18 protein-coding genes and 1 tRNA gene are annotated in these 18,453 nt (G+C 55.2%); 8 read left to right on the top strand and 11 right to left on the bottom strand.

Annotated elements, in window-relative coordinates; all coding sequences use genetic code 11:
• Positions 1-47 precede the first annotated feature (47 nt).
• The 3 genes from FHS72_RS14675 to FHS72_RS14665 all read right to left on the bottom strand — a co-directional run bounded on the left by FHS72_RS14675 (position 48) and on the right by FHS72_RS14665 (position 3,147).
• Positions 48-1,151: an extracellular solute-binding protein gene (locus FHS72_RS14675; RefSeq protein ID WP_183530450.1), complete on the bottom strand. Its 1,104-nt coding sequence runs from the start codon at positions 1,149-1,151 to the stop codon at positions 48-50.
• A gap of 77 nt (positions 1,152-1,228) precedes the next feature.
• A complete protein-coding gene (locus tag FHS72_RS14670; RefSeq protein ID WP_183530449.1) occupies positions 1,229-2,329 on the bottom strand; it encodes an ABC transporter ATP-binding protein in 1,101 nt (366 codons plus the stop codon).
• A 179-nt stretch (positions 2,330-2,508) separates the two neighbouring features.
• Positions 2,509-3,147 (bottom strand): Hint domain-containing protein, encoded by a 639-nt coding sequence (locus FHS72_RS14665; RefSeq protein WP_246414724.1) that lies wholly within the window; start codon positions 3,145-3,147, stop codon positions 2,509-2,511.
• A 249-nt stretch (positions 3,148-3,396) separates the two neighbouring features.
• Here FHS72_RS14665 and FHS72_RS14660 point away from each other — a divergent pair, with 249 nt between their 5' ends.
• Positions 3,397-4,632: a lytic murein transglycosylase gene (locus tag FHS72_RS14660; protein ID WP_183530447.1), complete on the top strand. Its 1,236-nt coding sequence runs from the start codon at positions 3,397-3,399 to the stop codon at positions 4,630-4,632.
• Between the two features lie 28 nt (positions 4,633-4,660).
• Here the strand turns inward: FHS72_RS14660 and FHS72_RS14655 are convergent.
• Together FHS72_RS14655 and FHS72_RS14650 are read right to left on the bottom strand one after the other, a co-directional pair.
• Positions 4,661-4,747 (bottom strand) — tRNA-Leu (locus FHS72_RS14655).
• 65 nt (positions 4,748-4,812) lie between these two features.
• A complete protein-coding gene (locus tag FHS72_RS14650) occupies positions 4,813-5,298 on the bottom strand; it encodes a DUF2306 domain-containing protein (RefSeq protein WP_183530446.1) in 486 nt (161 codons plus the stop codon).
• A gap of 73 nt (positions 5,299-5,371) precedes the next feature.
• Here FHS72_RS14650 and FHS72_RS14645 point away from each other — a divergent pair, with 73 nt between their 5' ends.
• Positions 5,372-6,163, top strand: a complete 792-nt coding sequence (locus FHS72_RS14645; protein WP_183530445.1) for a LytTR family DNA-binding domain-containing protein — start codon at positions 5,372-5,374, stop codon at positions 6,161-6,163.
• Positions 6,156-6,812, top strand: a complete 657-nt coding sequence (gene lipB / locus FHS72_RS14640) for a lipoyl(octanoyl) transferase LipB (RefSeq protein WP_183530444.1) — start codon at positions 6,156-6,158, stop codon at positions 6,810-6,812. The genes FHS72_RS14645 and lipB overlap by 8 nt, the downstream gene beginning before the upstream one ends.
• 29 nt (positions 6,813-6,841) lie before the next feature.
• Here lipB and FHS72_RS14635 read toward each other — a convergent pair whose 3' ends face one another.
• Entirely contained in the window at positions 6,842-7,321 is a 480-nt protein-coding gene (locus FHS72_RS14635; protein ID WP_183530443.1) for a hypothetical protein, read from the bottom strand.
• Between the two features lie 205 nt (positions 7,322-7,526).
• The gene (gene ctaD / locus FHS72_RS14630; protein ID WP_183530442.1) at positions 7,527-9,200 is read right to left on the bottom strand and encodes a cytochrome c oxidase subunit I; all 1,674 of its coding nucleotides are present in this window, start codon (positions 9,198-9,200) and stop codon (positions 7,527-7,529) included.
• A 282-nt stretch (positions 9,201-9,482) separates the two neighbouring features.
• On the opposite strand from ctaD, the gene FHS72_RS14625 reads away from it, so the two are divergent.
• Positions 9,483-9,890: a group III truncated hemoglobin gene (locus tag FHS72_RS14625; RefSeq protein WP_183530441.1), complete on the top strand. Its 408-nt coding sequence runs from the start codon at positions 9,483-9,485 to the stop codon at positions 9,888-9,890.
• Between the two features lie 56 nt (positions 9,891-9,946).
• Here FHS72_RS14625 and FHS72_RS14620 read toward each other — a convergent pair whose 3' ends face one another.
• Positions 9,947-10,978: an NADP-dependent oxidoreductase gene (locus FHS72_RS14620; RefSeq protein WP_183530440.1), complete on the bottom strand. Its 1,032-nt coding sequence runs from the start codon at positions 10,976-10,978 to the stop codon at positions 9,947-9,949.
• Between the two features lie 195 nt (positions 10,979-11,173).
• On the opposite strand from FHS72_RS14620, the gene FHS72_RS14615 reads away from it, so the two are divergent.
• The gene (locus FHS72_RS14615; RefSeq protein WP_183530439.1) at positions 11,174-11,665 is read left to right on the top strand and encodes a DUF2244 domain-containing protein; all 492 of its coding nucleotides are present in this window, start codon (positions 11,174-11,176) and stop codon (positions 11,663-11,665) included.
• A gap of 43 nt (positions 11,666-11,708) precedes the next feature.
• On the opposite strand, the gene FHS72_RS14610 is transcribed toward FHS72_RS14615, so the two are convergent.
• Positions 11,709-12,170 (bottom strand): GatB/YqeY domain-containing protein, encoded by a 462-nt coding sequence (locus FHS72_RS14610; RefSeq protein ID WP_183530438.1) that lies wholly within the window; start codon positions 12,168-12,170, stop codon positions 11,709-11,711.
• A 196-nt stretch (positions 12,171-12,366) separates the two neighbouring features.
• Here FHS72_RS14610 and carA point away from each other — a divergent pair, with 196 nt between their 5' ends.
• Positions 12,367-13,521: a glutamine-hydrolyzing carbamoyl-phosphate synthase small subunit gene (carA, locus tag FHS72_RS14605; RefSeq protein ID WP_183530437.1), complete on the top strand. Its 1,155-nt coding sequence runs from the start codon at positions 12,367-12,369 to the stop codon at positions 13,519-13,521.
• A gap of 87 nt (positions 13,522-13,608) precedes the next feature.
• Positions 13,609-15,375, top strand: coding sequence for a glycosyltransferase (locus FHS72_RS14600; RefSeq protein ID WP_246414722.1), 1,767 nt, complete (start codon positions 13,609-13,611; stop codon positions 15,373-15,375).
• On the opposite strand, the gene FHS72_RS14595 is transcribed toward FHS72_RS14600, so the two are convergent.
• Positions 15,338-15,982, bottom strand: coding sequence for a GntR family transcriptional regulator (locus FHS72_RS14595; protein ID WP_183530436.1), 645 nt, complete (start codon positions 15,980-15,982; stop codon positions 15,338-15,340). The two genes, FHS72_RS14600 and FHS72_RS14595, sit on opposite strands and share 38 nt — an antisense overlap.
• Before the next feature lie 134 nt (positions 15,983-16,116).
• Here FHS72_RS14595 and FHS72_RS14590 point away from each other — a divergent pair, with 134 nt between their 5' ends.
• Entirely contained in the window at positions 16,117-17,310 is a 1,194-nt protein-coding gene (locus tag FHS72_RS14590) for a UbiH/UbiF family hydroxylase (RefSeq protein ID WP_183530435.1), read from the top strand.
• Here the strand turns inward: FHS72_RS14590 and FHS72_RS14585 are convergent.
• Positions 17,307-18,437, bottom strand: coding sequence for an aminotransferase class V-fold PLP-dependent enzyme (locus FHS72_RS14585; protein WP_183530433.1), 1,131 nt, complete (start codon positions 18,435-18,437; stop codon positions 17,307-17,309). The two genes, FHS72_RS14590 and FHS72_RS14585, sit on opposite strands and share 4 nt — an antisense overlap.
• Between the last annotated feature and the right edge of the window lie 16 nt (positions 18,438-18,453).

The following is an 18,453-nucleotide window of genomic DNA, read 5'->3' as shown; positions in this document are numbered from 1 at the left end:
TTTTAAAAAGGGGTGCGGCCACGATAGGCCGCACCCCCAAAGATCACTTACTGTGACAACCAAGCCTGGAATTTTGCATCCAGATCATCACGGTAATCGGCCCACCATTCGTAGTTGTACAGGAACGTGTTTGTCGCGTTTGCAGGATCGGTTGGCATATGTGGCGCCATTTCGATACCCAGTGTCGCGTGTGTGCTGACCAGTGGCGCAGAAGATGCACGTGCTGGACCATAAGCGATGTATTTCGCCTGATCGGCCAGACGCTGTGTGTCTGTCGCGAACTTGATAAAGTCCAACGCACGCGCTTCACGCTCTTCAGACAGGCCTGCTGGAATGATCCAACCGTCAAGGTCAAATACCTGCGCGTCCCACAGCATTTCAACAGGCTGCTCTTGCTCAACAATCAAGCTGAACAGACGACCGTTGTAAGTCGAGCCCATGATCACTTCGCCGTCAGCAAGCAGCTGCGGCGTGTCAGCACCAGCGGTCCACCACACAACACTATCTTTCACAGTGTCGAGTTTTGCGAACGCTTGGTCTTGGCCTTCTGGTGTTTCCAGAACGTCATAGATGTCTTCTTTTGCGACGCCGTCACACAGCAAAGCCCACTCTAGGTTGCCGATTGGACGCTTTTCAAGTGACCGCATACCCGGGTAAGTTTCGGTGTCGAAGATCGCGCAGATGTCCGTTGGCGGTGTGTCGCCAACCAGATCGGTGCGGTAGCCCACTGTTGTGGAATAAACGATCTGCGGGATAAAGCAGTCGGACACCAGCAAGTCGCCGAAATCGTCAGATGCTTTTGAGCCGTCATCGCCATCAGCAAGCTGCTCGTCCGCGTCGATTTCCATCGCCAGACCTTCGTCGCACAGACGGATCGCGTCGGATGCCACAACGTCAACAACGTCCCACGTCACATTGCCCGCTTCGTTCATGGCACGCAGCTTGGCTACGGCTTCGGCAGAGGATTCATCGTTGATGATCGTGACGCCCGTGTTTTCCATGTAGGGGTCGTGATATGCAGCTTGTTGAGACGCAGAATACGCGCCACCCCAGCTTACGATTGTCATCTCATCGGCCATATCTTGGGCACCGGCCGCAAGAGGTGCAAACACCAGAGCAGACGTCGCCATAAGTTTGGTTGTCATTTTCATTATATATTCTCCCGTTAGATTACCCGGATTTAATATCGCAGACCGGTAGTCCGAGCGGCTACCGATCCTTAACTTTATCAGGCGTCGAGGGCGCGGCAGTCTTCTGCCAGCCAGCCGATCTCGATTGTTTGGCCTGGTTTCAGGCGCTCCTGATCTGGTGCGTTCCGTGTTTTAACGACAAAGTCGTCACGGCCAGCCACCCGCAACCGCGTGCGGAAAATGTCACCCATGTAGATGAACTCAAGCACTTCGGCTTTCAGCGTATGCGCATCCTCGTGCAGACGCTCGCGGTTAAATTCTACGCGTTCTGGACGGATCGACACTTTGGTCCGTTCGCCCACGGCGCTGACGTTCACAGGCACCGCATCAATGATGTCACCGTTGTCCAGCTTCACAATGCAAGTGTTGCCTCTGATCTCGGTAATAACGCCTTCCAACGTGTTGTTTTCACCAATAAATTGGGCAACAAAACTGTTTTCCGGTTTCTCGTACAACTCATCTGGCGGGGCCAGTTGTTGAATACGTCCGTCGTCAAATACCGCAACGCGGTCCGACATTGTCAGGGCTTCGGTCTGGTCGTGCGTCACGTAAACCGTTGTAATACCCAAAGAATGTGCAAGATTTGTGATCTCAAACTGAAGCGTTTCGCGCAACTGTTTGTCCAACGCACCCAGCGGTTCGTCCATCAACACAAGTTCCGGTTCAAACACCAGCGCACGCGACAATGCGATCCGCTGCTGCTGGCCACCCGACAATTGCGCAGGACGCCGTCCCGCAAAGTCGCCCATCTGAACCATGTCCAGCGCGCGCTTCACCTTTGCTTCACGGTCGGACTTGCCCATTTTGCGGACTTCCAACGGAAACGACAGGTTTTCAGCAACCGTCATATGCGGGAATAAGGCGTAGTTTTGGAAAACCATGCCGATGCCGCGCTTATGCGGCGGAATATTATTAATAGAAACGCCATCGAGTAAAATATCGCCGTGCGTCGCGGTCTCAAACCCAGCAAGCATCATAAGGCAAGTCGTTTTGCCTGACCCCGATGGCCCAAGCATTGTTAAAAACTCGCCTTTTGGCATTGATAAGTTCAGATCCTTAACAACGAGGTTCTCCCCATCGTAACTTTTCTGAACGCGCTCAAAAGCAACAAACGCACCATCACTAGCTGTAGCAGTCAATCTTTTCTCCCCAGAGCCGGCGGAATCTTCGTCCGTCCAAGCATTACCTTAGATCAGTCTCAACATTCCGCAACCGTTGTTCTGAAACGACGCTACGGAAAGGTAAAAATGCTTGGTTTGCGATAAACTTCTGGGCATTTCGCCTATAAACCCATCACCTTTAGGCTAAATGGGTATTTTTACATGCGTACCATCACAGCTTCGTGCTTACGCAAACACCGTCTCGCGGTCTGCCCATAGCGCGAAATATCGGCCCGCAGCTCTGGAAAAATCGTGAAAAGTTCGGCGCGTGCCGCATCGTCGATGCCGGCGATTCCCTCGTCACCGGGGTGAAAGCTTTCGGTCGCAGCACCGTTTGCGTAGATCACCTCGTGGCTGTCAAAAAGCACATGGATATAAGTCACTTGCCCCCCGTCTTGGCGGATCACATCACGACCATCCAACAAATGTTTCGCCGCAATCAGCACCTCGGATTCGCCAAACAACAGTTCTGCCCGATATCCCGTGAACAACATACGGTGCTGTGGCGACACCAACAGCGGCATCTCCTGCCCTGTTACAACTCCCGGTTGGATCAAAATCGGGGCCAGTTTGTCCCGCGCAGCCACTGCCCGTTGCCCAACCCACCGAATATCTTGCAGCCCATGATCGCGCGTCATGACCTGATCGCCGACCTGTAACGTCTCGATCGCACGCTCCCCCAGTGGGGTCGCAATCATCGCACCGGGGGTAAAACACGGAATACCAGCGCTTTGCTGGTCTGCGGCGGACATGCCCACACCCGTATTGTCGCCCCACATTCCATTGTTCGTCGCCATAAACCTAGGCACCATTCATTCCGAAGTTGCCCAGATATACCCTGCGAGAGCTAATAGTTCGTGAAGCCCACCGCATTGCATCGCAAAGCTTTTCCTAAACGACGCCTCGCATTCCATTCAAATTGTTCGTGGTCGGCGGTCTCTGGTCAAAAATCCACGCACCCGCGCCCAAGCGTCTTTGCTGCGCCATTGTTTCCTGTAGACTGAGCCCAGTATCGGCAGAGGCCAGTATCGACAGAGGATTGACCCGTGAAATATGTGACCTTTTTCGTGTGGGCCCTGTGCCTTGCGCTGACACCACTCGCGCTACACGCGCAGGATCGTGGCGCGATCACGGCCCAATTTAACGACTGGCTCGGCACCACAATCTGGCCGATAGCACAACAAAATGGGGTCAGCCGTGCGACGTTTGAGGCCGCGTTATCCGGCGTCACGCCCAAATGGGACCTGCCCGATTTGGTTTACGCAGGCAAACCTGCCGACACCAACCAACGCCAAGCCGAATTCCGGACCCCCGCCGCCTATTTCGATGCAAGGGCACTATCGAACAACGCCAACACCGGACGCAGCCTGATGACGCGCCACGCGGACACATTGCGCCGCATCGAGCAACAAACAGGCGTGCCCGCCCAGATCATCGTCGCAATCTGGGGCCGCGAAAGCAGCTTTGGCAACGCCCAAATTCCACATGACGCGTTTCAAATTCTCAGCACCAAAGGGTTTCTGAGTACACGCGCGGACTACTTCACATCGGAACTGATCGCGGCCTTAGTAATGGTCGAACGCGGCTTCGCCACACGCAATGCGTTGAAAAGCAGCTGGGCAGGCGCATTAGGCCAGCCGCAATTCATGCCGTCAAACTACCTACAGTACGCCGCCGACGGAAACGGCGATGGTCGGGCCGATATTTGGGGATCGCCCGAGGACACGCTGGCCTCAATCGGCGTGTACCTACAGAAACACGGCTGGCAAGCAGGGCGCGATTGGGGCTTCGAAGTCACCGTCCCGGAAACCGTATCCTGCGCCTATGAAGGCCCCGACCAAGCCCGCAAAATCCAGGATTGGGCCGCAATGGGCATCACCCGCGTCTCCGGTAACGCCTTTCCCAGCCCCGAAATTTCCGAAAACGGGTTCTTGCTGATGCCCGCCGGACGTCTTGGGCCTGCGTTCATCGTGACGTCCAATTTCACAGCGCTCAAAGCCTACAATGAAAGCGACGCCTACGCGCTTTTCGTAGGCCACGTCGGCGACCGCATGAAATATGGCAGCGGCGGCTTTAGCGGGGCGTGGGGGACGCTTGACCGCCTGTCACGCGCGGACATCACGACACTGCAACAACGGCTAGAACGCCAAGGCTACGACGTCGGCGGCGCAGACGGACTAGTGGGCAACAAAACGCGACGGTCGATCGGGGCATGGCAGACGCAAAACGGTCTGACTGCAACCTGCACACCAAGTCGGGCACTGCTAGCAGCGATCCAATAGGGAAATCGTCAACGATGTCGGTGGGATATGGTGCGGTCGGAGGGACTCGAACCCTCACTCTTGTTACAGAACAGCGACCTCAACGCTGCGCGTCTACCAATTCCGCCACGACCGCAAATCATGTCAGGTAGTGGCGCGGATATAGACGAGGGTTTGCGCGATGCCAAGAGGCAAACGCCACTAAATTGCACGCCGCCGCTCTGTGATCCAATACAGGCACAATCCGCCCGCGATCAGCACCGCCATAGCGATAAACCCCAGCAGCGGATGACCACTGAAAAACACATCATTCATGCGCCGTTCAGGCAGGAACGTGAACACGCCCGCCACGCCCATCGCCCAGAAATACAGGCTCTTCATGGTACGTTGATGTGCCGTGGTACGGCCAGCACGCGCGGCGTTAATGCCACGTAGCAACCCTGTTAATGTGACCACCGACAATACATGGATGGGGCCAAAGGGGCCGATCATCGGCGTATCAGAAATCCAAAACGACGAAATCGCTGTGATCGCCATCGCAATCACCCAAATATATCCTGCTGTGCGGTGCCATATGTCCCTCGACCGTCGCCACAATGTCACCGGTCCCAAGACAATCGCAGCAAGTGCGCAAACCACATGGACTTGGATCGCAAACGGCGCGAAAAGAAGTGGACCAAACGTCATATAAAAGACCCCCGAGACATTGGGTGAAAACTATGACATTTAGTCACCAACGGGGCTGACGACCCAACAGCAGATGCGCGAATGGACGACATACAACGTGGATCAACAGGTTATCCCATTTGCGCTGCGTGAATTGCGCGACCGATATAACGAGCGAAACACAATTGTCGCGATTGTGAGCCTTGGGCTGATTCTTGGGATATCAGGTCCGTTCAACACGATTACTATGCTCACGCTTGCCCCGCGCACGCTGTATTGGCTGTTCGTGGTTGCGACGACCTACGCGGTTGGCTTCCTGATCAGCTCGGTTTACCGACAGCTTTTCGCCAACCAGCCTGTTTGGCTGCGGATCATCTGTAGTACGTTGACCATCGGGACTTGCGTGACCATCCTGATGGCGGGCCTGAACAGCTTAGTGTTTGAAGTTAATCCAGCCGATCCGCATAAAACCCTACCGGAATGGTGGGTGGTCACGCTGATTTCTGCCGTCGTCGATGTGGGCACGCATCTCGTACAACGCAGGCATGAGACGACACCGCCGCCGCTGATGGACCGGATCGCCGTCGGGAAACGCGGCCCGTTGATTTCGCTCAGCGCCGAAGATCACTACGTCAAAGTGTCGACCACACGCGGCCATGACATGACCCTGATCCGCTTGTCTGATGCGATGAAAGAAGTTGGCGATACCGCAGGGCTTCAAATCCACCGCTCGCATTGGGTTGCCCTTGATCATGTGGTCGACATTCAGCGGGTAAACGACCGCGCCGTCGCCGTGCTATCCAACGAAGAAACCCGCCCGATCAGCCGCAGTTACATGGCCGCCGTGCGCGACGCGGGTCTGCTTCAGCGCAGCAGCAATGGTTGATTGGATCACATCCAAGGGCCTGACCCCCTACCCTGACGCCCTGCGCATCATGGAAAATCGGGCCAACGCGATTGCAGTTGGCACCGAGAACGAAGCGATCTGGCTCGTCGAACATCCCCCGCTTTACACGTCCGGCACGTCAGCCAAAGCGGCTGATCTGATCGATCCAAACCGATTTCCGGTCTATGACGCACGACGCGGCGGCGAATACACCTACCACGGCCCCGGACAGCGCGTAGCCTATGTGATGCTCGACGTTGGGAAACGCGGGCATGACGTGCGCAAATTCGTCAAACAACTCGAAGGCTGGGTGATTGCAGCCCTCGCAGAATTCAATGTCCAAGGCGAAATCCGCGACGGGCGTGTGGGTGTCTGGGTGCCCCGCCCTGAAAAGCCGTTGATGCCGGACGGCACTGTGGCCGAAGACAAGATCGCAGCCCTCGGGATACGTCTGCGCAAATGGGTCAGTTTTCACGGGTTGTCGATCAACGTGGAACCAGACCTAGAACATTTCAGCGGTATCGTGCCTTGCGGCATTACCGATCACGGCGTCACGTCACTGGTCGATCTGGGGCTGCCTGTGACGATGGACGACGTGGATGTGGCGCTACAGCGCACCTTTGCGGACCAGTTCGGGCAAACGAGCTGATATAGCGCCCTGCCCGCGCTGCACCACCCTTACTTGATCACACGCAAAACCGCGGCAAAAACGATCCCATATAAGACGTGACCGACCAAGGCGACCCAAGTGATACCGGTAAAGCCCAAGAAGAATGGCAAGCCCGCGATCGCTGTGATCCCGCCGATCGCGAATACCCACAGGCCGAAACCGTAGATCGCGGACGGGACGAACCAATGGGTGTCACCGACAACCCGTTGCCAGATTGGCAGGAAGACAAACAACCAGCCAATCGGGTAGCCGATCAACCCGACCAGATAGAAGTGCACAAAATACCCCGCGAAATCACCATTCGGCAGACCAAAGGTTCCAAGCAGACTTTTGGCTAGCCCATGCGGTGACAGGTTCGCAAACCCCAATGCGGGGCTAATCATCTGGCCCCAAAGGTCGAAAGCGTTTGTCGCAAAGAACCCAGCAATGAACATCAGCCCAAGCGTCTGGATCGTCATTGGTGGCAAAGTCGGATTGGTCTTGGTCATTGGGGCCTTTCCTGCGCCAAGTGGCGCGGCGGTGCGTTTTTCAAATCGAAACACAGTCAGTTACGTTCGCTTCTCTCAATACACGTGTCAGTCGCGCCCACCATACACACTTCGCGCCAAACCCTTCACGTTTCCGAAACACTTATTACAACGCAAAAGGCCCCACCATCACTGGCGGGGCCTCTGTTATTTCTACAACCGCAGCTTAGTGCGAATGTTGCTTGTCCCAGTCAGACTGCTTTGGCAGCTGCTCGAATGTGTGCTCTGGTGGAGGGCACGGCAGTGTCCATTCCAGTGTATCCGCATATTCGTTCCATGGGTTGTTCACAGTGACGCGCTTGCCTTTGAACAATGTGTAGAACAACACGCCGATGAAGAACACGAATGACGCAAAGGACAAGAACGCGCCCCAGCTTGATACGTAGTTCCACAATGCAAAGGCGTCAGGGTAGTCGATGTAACGACGTGGCATCCCGTTCCGGCCCAAGAAGTGCTGTGGGAAAAACGTCAGGTTTGCACCGATGAACATCATCCAGAAGTGCAAGTGACCCGCCCATTCAGGATACATCCGGCCCGACATTTTCGGCAGGTAGAAATAGATACCCGCGAAGATCGAGAAGATAGCACCCAGCGACATCACGTAGTGGAAGTGAGCAACCACATAGTAAGTGTCATGGTACGCACGGTCGACGCCAGCCTGTGACAGCACGATGCCAGTCACACCACCAACTGTGAACAAGAACAAGAAGCCCAGCGCCCACATCATTGGTGTTTTAAACTCGACAGAACCGCCCCACATTGTTGCGATCCAAGAGAAGATTTTCACCCCTGTTGGGACCGCAATGACCATCGTGGCCAACATGAAGTAAGACTGCTGTGTCAACGACATGCCGACTGTGTACATGTGGTGTGCCCACACAACAAAGCCCAGCGCGCCGATGGCAACCATCGCGTAAACCATTGGCAGGTAGCCAAAGATCGGCTTCTTCGAGAAGGTCGCGATGACGTGTGACACGATACCAAAGCCGGGAACGATGATGATATACACTTCTGGGTGGCCAAAGAACCACAAGATGTGCTGATACAAGATCGGGTCGCCGCCGCCTTCAGGTTGGAAGAACGTGGTGTCAAAGTTGCGGTCTGTCAGCAACATTGTGATCGCGCCAGCAAGCACAGGAAGCGCCAGAAGAATTAACCATGCCGTGACGAAGATCGACCATGCAAACAACGGCACTTTGTGCAGTGTCATGCCCGGCGCGCGCATGTTGAGGAAGGTTGTGATCATGTTGATCGCACCCAAGATCGACGATGCACCCGACAGGTGAACACCAAAGATCGCGAGGTCCATCGACATGCCGGCCTCGTTGGTGGACAGCGGCGGGTACAGAACCCAACCAACGCCAGACCCAAGCTGACCGTTACCACCAGGTGCCAGCAAAGATGCCACACCCAAGGACGCACCAGCAACAAACATCCAGAAAGACAGGTTGTTCATACGTGGGAACGCCATGTCAGGCGCACCGATCTGCAGTGGCATAAAGTAGTTACCGAAACCACCGAACAGGGCCGGAATAACCACGAAGAACATCATCAGAACGCCGTGATACGTGATCATCACGTTCCAAAGGTGACCGTTTGGCGTACATTCAGACGCCGAGTCTGCAATAAATCGTGCCCCTTCGAGGCACATATATTGCACGCCCGGATTCATCAGCTCGAGGCGCATGTAGACGGTGAACAATACGGACACGAAACCCAATGCACCTGCAACAAACAGGTACAAGATACCGATATCTTTGTGGTTTGTAGACATGAACCACCGGGTAAAGAAACTCCGGTTGTCTTCGTGTTCATGGCCGTGGATGGCGGCGTCTGCCATGTGGCTCTCCTCGATTTTCTATCTGTGCCCAATCCCGCGAGTCGCAATACGGCCTTGGATTTGGTGCTGTTCTAATGCGTTGTACGTTAAGGGGCAATAAAGGATGGCCGCAAACAACTGGGTTAAATTGGCGCAGGACCGTTAAAAATGGACTTACATCGCCGCGGCGTCAGATTTCGGGATCAACGCCCTGCCAGTGTTGCGACATAATGCACATTTTCAACGGACGCCTTTAGGATCATGTTAACGCATATCTGAAATACAGGTCACAAGGCGCAGCACATGAGTATTCCACCACGGTTCCCGATCACACGTGACCAGATTGCCGATGTGGTGGCGACATTCTACAGCCGCGTGCGCAAGGACACTGATTTGGGACCCATCTTTGCGGCGCATGTGGATAACTGGCCGCAGCACGAGACCAAAATCATGGGGTTTTGGTGCAACGCCCTGCTGCATGAACGGTCTTACAACGGCAATCCGATGCAGGCGCATATGGATGCGGGCAACGTCAAACCTGCGCATTTCGCAATCTGGCTACCGCTGTTTGATAGTGTACTGACCGAAAAATTGCCCCACGACACCGCGCAAAGCTGGTCTGCGCTGGCCCATAGGATTGGCCAAGGTCTAAAGTTCGGGCTGGAAACCTATACCGCCAAACCGGGGGATGTTCCCAATTTGGCGGGTTAGTTCGTGCATATCACGCAGCCCCTGCCCATCAGGACAAGAGGCTGCGTTCGACGGTATTAATCAACCTTAACAACAACCTTGCCAAAGCTGCGCCCTAGCAGCACATCATTCAGCGCCGCCGGTGCGTTTTCAAAACCGTCCACAATCTGCTCTTTATACTGCACTTTTCCGTCCTTCAGCCATTCGGTCATATCGCGGCGGAAGTCGTCGTAAACGCTGGCAGGGAAGCTATCGAAGATAATGAACCCTTCGACTTTGACCTTCTGACGCAGCAGCGTGCCCATGATAACAGGACCCATATCAGGGCCTTCTGGCAAGTTTGGCATGTTGTACCATGACACCACACCACACACAGGCATCCGCGCAAACGGGTTCAACAATGGCAGCACGCCATACAGAACTTTGCCACCGACATTTTCGAAATAGACGTCGATCCCATCAGGACAAGCAGCGGCTAGCTGTTCTGCAAAGTCATCCGCCTTGTGATCGATACAAGCATCAAACCCAAGGTTATCAACGACATGCGCGCATTTCTCAGCACCACCGGCGATACCGACAATGCGGCATCCTTTGATCTTGGCAATCTGCCCGACAGTCGCACCAACTGGGCCGGAAGCCGCAGCGACGACAACAGTCTCGCCCGGTTTCGGATCACCAATGCGCAGCAAACCAGCATAAGCGGTGTAGCCCGGCATCCCCAAAATCCCCAGCGCCCAAGACGGGTTCGCAGGGTCTTTACCAAGGTTAATGATCTTTGTGCCGTCAGAGACCGCATAATCCTGCCAGCCAGAGCCAGCCAAAACCAGATCGCCTTCGGTGAAACCTTCGAGATTCGATGTCACGACTTCCGCCACAACTTGGCCCGTCATCACGCCGCCAATCTCGACAGGTGTCGCATAGGATTTTGCGTCATTCATACGGCCACGCATATAAGGATCGAGCGATAAGAATTTGGTACGCAACAACATTTCGCCATCGCCCGCTGTCGGGATATCGCTGGTTTCCAAGCGCAATGTGCTGTCATTCGGCAGACCTTGCGGACGTTCGGCCAAGACGATGCGACGGTTTTCAGTAGATGATTGAGACATGATGTGACCCTTTGCGAAAAGATGAATTTTCCTATACTTTCCATGCCCGCAACCAAATGGCTAGAGCCGTTTCACGGGTTCCGCGTTCACAGATGTGTGTCCTGACCACGCAGCCCGGATGCACATGACAAATAGCCACACCCGTCCTGCAAAAATCATATTTTCCCCGCCCCTCGCCTGCGCTAGTTTTCCACCATGCCTTACGAATGGTCATCACCGCCGCCGCACAAATCACCTGATTGGAGCCTCAGCCTGTGGCCCTATCGGTCCCTACTCCGCAAAGATTTTGTGATCTTTGTCGGTGGAACAATCGTGATGTTCGCCCTGCCCTTGCTCGCGGTGATCGGTTCAGCGGTACTATGGGGATTGCTGCCGTTTTTCGGCTTGGCATTGTGGGGCATTTGGTTCGCGCTCAACGTCAGCTATAAACGCGGTGAAGTTTTAGAAGTGCTAACGGTCAAAGGTGATATCGCCAACTTGATGCGCCAAAACGCTGATAAATCACACCAAACATGGGAGGCGAACCGCTATTGGATCACAGTCCACCTGTATCCCACAGGCGGTCCGGTCCCAAATTACATCACCATGCGCGGCGGGCCACGCGAAGTTGAAATCGGCAGTTTTTTGGATGAACGCGAACGTTTGGAACTGTATGACGATCTAAAACGCGCACTCAAAGCCACATAAAAAAGGTCAAAGCAAACATGAGCGCCCGCTTTGACCCGATAGCTTAACCCAACCGGTCTTTGACCAGCGGTCCAACTTTACCGAAATCCATCTGTCCGGTGTATTTGCCTTTGAGAATGCCCATGACCTTGCCCATGTCGCGAATGCTCGTCGCACCCACTTCGGCAATGGCGGCATCCACGGCAGCCGCGGATTCGTCTTCGCTCAGTTGTTTTGGCAAGAAGTCTTCGATGACTTTGATCTCGCCCAATTCTTTCTCAGCCAGTTCAAGCCGCCCGCCCTCTTCATAGGCGCGTGCGCTTTCTTGGCGTTGTTTGACCATCCGCCCCAAGATACCAAGCACGTCTGTGTCGCCACAGCCTTTTGCTTCGTCCTCGGTGCCGCGCAATGCGATATCCCGGTCTTTGATCGCAGCATTGATCAAACGCAATGTCGACAGACGCTCTGCATCTTTCGCTTTCATTGCTTCTTTCAGGGCTGTTGCGACCCGTGTACGCATGTCCATGATAACTCCCGTTCATGTACCGTTAGACGAACGTGCAGGTTACGCTGCATTTGCAGTCATGACAAGCAGACTGCCGCGACGTGATCGCCTTGTTTGCAAGGCGCGGTTCTGACCTTGACCCCACGGACGCCAGACCGTAAGTCCAGCACAATTTGCCGCCAATCGGGGGATGCCGCCCCCTCAAAAGGATCTGCCCATGTCCGACCAACTGACCCCAAAACCAACCGCCTGCCTTGCTCTTGCTGATGGCACATTGTTCTACGGACACGGGTTTGGTGCCACCGGCCAGACCACCGCAGAGCTGTGTTTCAACACCGCAATGACCGGCTACCAAGAAATTATGACAGACCCGTCTTATGCGGGCCAAGTGGTGACATTCACCTTCCCGCATATCGGTAACACTGGTGTCACACCCGAAGACGACGAAACATCCGATCCGGTCGCCGAAGGCATGATCGTCAAATGGGACCCGACAAACGCATCAAACTGGCGCTCAACCGAAGAGTTAACAGCGTGGCTCGAACGCCGTGGTCGGATCGGCATGGGCGGCGTTGATACGCGCCGTTTGACCCGCGCGATCCGCCAGCAAGGTGCGCCGCATGTGGCGCTCGCGCACGATCCCGAAGGTAACTTTGATATCGAAGCGCTTGTCGCCGCCGCCCGTGGTTTTTCGGGTCTCGAAGGGCTGGATCTGGCGAAAGAAGTCACCTGCGCACAATCCTATCATTGGAACGAAATGCGGTGGGCATGGCCCGAAGGCTATAGCGAACAAAAAGACGCAAAGCACAAAGTCGTGGCAATCGATTACGGCGCAAAACGCAACATCCTGCGCTGCCTTGCATCCGCTGGCTGTGACGTGACAGTTCTACCTGCGTCCGCCACCGCTGAAGATGTTTTGGCATTAAACCCAGACGGCGTGTTCTTGTCCAACGGTCCAGGCGATCCAGCAGCGACAGGCGTTTATGCCGTGCCGATGATCAAAGGTGTACTGGCAACAGACATTCCTGTGTTCGGGATTTGCCTTGGACATCAGATGCTTGCGCTCGCTTTGGGTGCTAAAACCATCAAAATGAACCACGGCCACCACGGCGCGAACCACCCTGTGAAGGACTACGAGACTGGCAAAGTCGAGATCACATCAATGAACCACGGCTTTGCGGTTGATACGCAAACCCTGCCTGAAGGTGTGACCGAGACGCATGTGTCGCTGTTCGACGGGTCCAATTGCGGTCTGCGGGTAAAAGACAAGCCCGTGTTTTCAGTGCAATACCACCCAGAAGCCAGCCCCGGACCGCAAGACAGCTACTACCTGTTTGAACGGTTTGCAGCGGCAATGGACGCCCGCGGTTAAGCTCTCAAATTTCCCTAACGCCCGGTTAACCTTAACCGGGCGTTAATCGTTTCGCGGTATGCCTTTGGTATTAAACCAGAGGCATTTATGATTAACCAACAGGCGCATTTCGACGAAAAGTCACGTGTCGACATGCACGACGCGACCGCGTTGACCATCGCCCAATCCCAAGCCATCACCTACCGCTGCGCCGTCATAAACCCTTGCGTGCGAGCCCCCGAAGCAGGATTGGTTGATATTTGGGGCGCACATCGCTGTTTGCGCGACCATATTCTACCGTGGCGGCGGATCGGTGGTGCCGTGGTGATCTTAACCCACAAACCTGAATTATTTCAAAAACATAGCTCGGCCTTAGCCCTGCGCTATGGCCCCGTGCGCATGGCGATCACAACCGAACAACATCTATTTCGTGCGATCAGCCTCGGCCACGTCGATGACTTAACCAAACGTGCCGAAAATCGCGTTCCCGACGCAGTCAGCAGTCGCACATGGAATGCAAAGCTGATGCTCATCGGCTCGGTTCTGGTCGTACTTGGGGTCATCACCCTGTTCGCCTTATCGCCAGTAACCGGATTTGTGCTGCTCAGCTTTTGGGCGATCATCACATTGGCGGCAAACACACTCTTAAAAGCCGCAGCCGCGATTGTCGGCATCTTCGCACAGCCCCAAGCGCCGGATATCTCGAAAATCGACGACGAAACCTTACCAATTTTCACGATTCTGATCCCGCTCTACAAGGAAAAGGAAATCGCAGCCCACCTGCTGGAACGGGTCAAACTGATCGACTACCCTCGCGACCGTTTGGACCTGTGCCTTGTGATGGAAGCGGACGATGAAACCACCCGCGCATCGCTCGGCACCACAAATTTACCCGCATGGATCAGGCCTATCGCGGTGCCGCAAGGCGCCCTAAAAACCAAACCACGTGCATTGAATTACGCGCTCGATTTCGCTCGCGGCAGCTTGGTCGGTGTCTACGACGCCGAAGATGCACCCGACCCCGATCAGCTGCGAAAGGTGGCACAGTACTTTGCAAAAAGTGGCGAAAAGGTCGCCTGCCTTCAAGGGGTTCTGGACTACTACAACGCCCCTGCAAACTGGTTAACGCGATGCTTCGCCTTGGAATACGCAGGCTGGTTTCGTGTTGTTCTACCGGGACTAGAACGGCTCGGTTTGGTCGTGCCCTTGGGCGGCACGACACTCTTTTTCCGCCGCAACATCTTGGAAAAACTAGGGGCTTGGGACGCACATAACGTCACCGAAGACGCCGATCTTGGCGTCCGCTTGGCGCGACATGGCTACCGAACCGAATTGATCGCAACAACCACACAAGAAGAGGCAAACGGGCGTTTTTGGCCATGGGTCAAGCAGCGGTCGCGCTGGCTCAAAGGCTACGCAATCACCTACGGCGTGCACATGCGGGACCCGCAAAAGTTGTACCGCGAATTAGGCCTGCGCAAGTTCTTAGGCTTCCAAATCCTATTCGCAGGCACCCTATCGCAGTTCGTTCTCGCACCCGTGTTATGGTCATTTTGGGTCATGCCTTTTGGGGTGCATCACCCAATGAACGACCACCTGCAAGGCTGGGTTTTGATCGCCGTCGTCGGCATGTTTGTGTTCTCGGAATTAACCAACATGTTCGTGCTGGCATTAGGTGTCACAAAGGCGAAAAAGATGTGGCTGATCAAGTGGATACCGACAGTGCATCTGTATTTCCCAATGGCGGCAATTGCAGCCTACAAAGGGTTTTACGAGCTAACGTTTAAACCATTCTACTGGGACAAAACCACACATGGGGTCTTGTTGCCCCCTGCCCCTACTGCGTCGCCTGCGCGTCCAACTTCAGACGCGTGACATAGGCCTTTGAGATGTGATCTCTTAGCGCCGCATCAGCAGCATCGCCGTCGCCATTTTCGATCGCTGTCACGATCGCATTATGCTCGGCTAACGTGTCCTCTGGACGCCCTTCAACGGCTATAGACGTCGTCGCTAGCAACGCCATAGAGCGATGCACAAGATCCAGTTGCTGCACAAGAAAACGGTTATGCGAGGCAAGGTGGATCTGCTTATGAAACCGTCGATTTGCCCGACTTAGCGCGGTCGGATCATTCAAAAACGTCTGATCTTTTTCCAGCATATCGCGCAAAACGCCCACTTCTTCTGGGGTTGCATGACGGGCCGCAAGCCGCGCTGCTAACCCTTCAAGTTCGCCGCGCACCACGTAAAGTTCCGCCATTTGCGTGTGATCTAGTGACGCAACCATTAACGACCGTCCGTCACGGGTTAACAAGCCTTGGGTCTCAAGTCGCTGCAAAGCCTCTCGGATTGGGGTCCGTGACACGCCAAATCGTTCGGCCAGTTCGCTCTCGACTAGCCTGTCGCCCGGCACGTAAGAATGGCTGTCGATGGCCTCTAGGATCATCGCATAGGCGTCTTTTTGGCCAGCCTTGGGGTCAAACATCACAAGCTTTCCTTTTGTTGTTCAACAACATAGCGGCGATTGTCGACTTGCGCAATGCAAGCGATATGCCCGTTTTTTCAACACGAGACAATTCGCCCTTTGCCCCGCTGCCCGCCTGCGCATATGTCTAGGGTATGAAACGCATCACAACAGATATTGTCATCTCAGGCGGCGGCGTCGCAGGGTTAACAGCGGCAGCGGCTTTTGGCGCGGCGGGCTTTAACGTTATTATCGTGGACCCCGCCCTGCCCGTCACAAATGCCGCATTCGAGGGCGCAGATTTGCGCACAACCGCGTTCCTGCAACCCGCCCAAGCGTTTCTGGACGCGGCAGGATTGTGGGATCGGCTGGCACCTTTTGCGACGCCATTACAGGTGATGCGCATCGCCGACGTCAGCGGCGAACATGGCAAAGCGCGGGTCAGCGCGGATTTCGACGCCGCTGACATCTCGGATAAGCCCTTTGGTTGGAACCTTCCAAACTGGCTTTTGCGACGCGAAATGCTGGCGCGGCTCAAAGAATTGCCAAACGTGGAATTCATGGCTGGCACCGGATTTGTGTCGTTGCTGCCGCGTGAAACCGAAGCTTTGGTTATGCTGACAGGCGGCGTGCAAGTCCGAGCCAAGTTGGTGATTGGTGCGGACGGTCGCAATTCTGCCGTGCGCGATGCAGTGAATATAGGCGTGAAAACAAATCGTTACGGTCAAAAGGCGATCAGTTTTGCCGTCACGCACCCGTCACCCCATAATAATGTCTCAACGGAAATTCACCGCTCTGGCGGGCCGTTCACCTTTGTCCCCTTACCCGACCACGAAGGCGAACCATGTTCTGCCGTGGTCTGGATGGAAAGCGGCGCAGAGGTCACACGGTTAATGGCGCTGTCCGACGAGGACTTTGAGTCTGAAGCGTTAGTGCGCTCGGCTGGTCTTTATGGGTCGTTAACCTTGGCAACGCGCCGCATGGTCTGGCCGATCATTTCCCAAATCGCCGACGCCATGTCCGGCCCGCGCACCGCCTTGGTCGCAGAAGCTGCACATGTCGTGCCGCCGATTGGCGCACAGGGCTTGAACATGTCGCTCAGCGATTTGGCCGTGTTGTTGGATTTGGCCCGCGAAAATGAATTAGGCAGTCGCAAAATGCTGGACGCCTACAACAAAGCGCGGCACGGCAATGTCAAACTGCGGGTCAGCGGAATTGATGCGCTAAACCGTGCGTCGATGTCCGACGCACGGATGCTGCAAGAACTGCGGATCGCTGGAATCAAAGCGTTGTATGAGGCCAAGCCAGTACGGCGTGGCCTCATGAAATTAGGGCTTGGCGCGGGTTAAAGCACCCGATCCAATACACCAGTCAGACGCACCATGGTCGCATCGACGTCATAGAGTTTATCGAGCCCAAACAGGCCGAGGCGGAATGTACGGAAATCGTCAGGTTCGTCGCATTGCAACGGCACGCCCGCCGCGATTTGCATTCCTTCGGCTACAAACTTGCTGCCGTTCTGGATCGCCGGATCATCGGTGTAGCCGACAACGACGCCCGGTGCGCCGAACCCGTCAACGGCCACAGATTTCACGCCTTTGCGCGCGAGATATGCCCGCACCGCGTCGCCCAAAGCCCATTGCGCGTCTTTCAGCTTTGCGAAACCATACTCGCGGGTCTCGACCATCGTGTCACGGAACGCCCGCAAGCTGTCCGTTGGCATCGTGGCGTGATAGGCGTGGCCGCCGTTTTCGTAGGCCTGCATGATAGAGTGCCACTTTTTCAAGTCAGCCGCGAAGGAGTTCGACGTCGTATCCGCCATCCGTGCAACAGCGCGTTCCGACATCATGACGAGCCCCGCACTTGGCGTGGCAGACCAGCCTTTTTGCGGTGCAGAGATCAACACATCAACGCCTGTCGCTTTCATATCGACCCAAGCACAGCCCGATGCGATGCAATCCAACACCATCAAAGCGCCGACCTCGTGGGCGGCCGCGGACATGGCGGCAATGTAATTGTCTGGTAAAATGATGCCCGCGGAGGTTTCCACGTGAGGCGCAAAAACGACGTCCGGCTTGGCTGCGCGAATGGCCGCTGTGACTTCTTCTATCGGCGCAGGCGCAAAAGGCGCGCGCGTGTCGTTGCCAGACTGGCGAGCCTTTAGAACAGTCGTTTTGGCGGTAAAATCGCCCGCGTCAAAAATCTGCGTCCAGCGGTAGGAAAACCAACCGTTGCGTACGATAAACGCGTGGGCATTTGCGCCGAATTGGCGGGCGACGGCTTCCATCCCGAATGTCCCGCCACCGGGCACAATCGCCACAGCATCGGCGTTGTAGACGTCTTTAAGCATGCTCGAGATGTCGTTCATCACGCCTTGAAACGCTTTGGACATTGAATTGAGCGACCGATCGGTGAAAACAACCGAAAATTCCATTAGCCCATCGGGATCTACGTCTGATTTATATATGTCGTTCATTGTCGCCTCCGTTCGC

Origin of the sequence: Yoonia ponticola (assembly GCF_014199395.1) — a bacterium.
Classification (GTDB): domain Bacteria; phylum Pseudomonadota; class Alphaproteobacteria; order Rhodobacterales; family Rhodobacteraceae; genus Yoonia; species Yoonia ponticola.
This window is presented reverse-complemented; position numbering and strand designations above follow the sequence as displayed.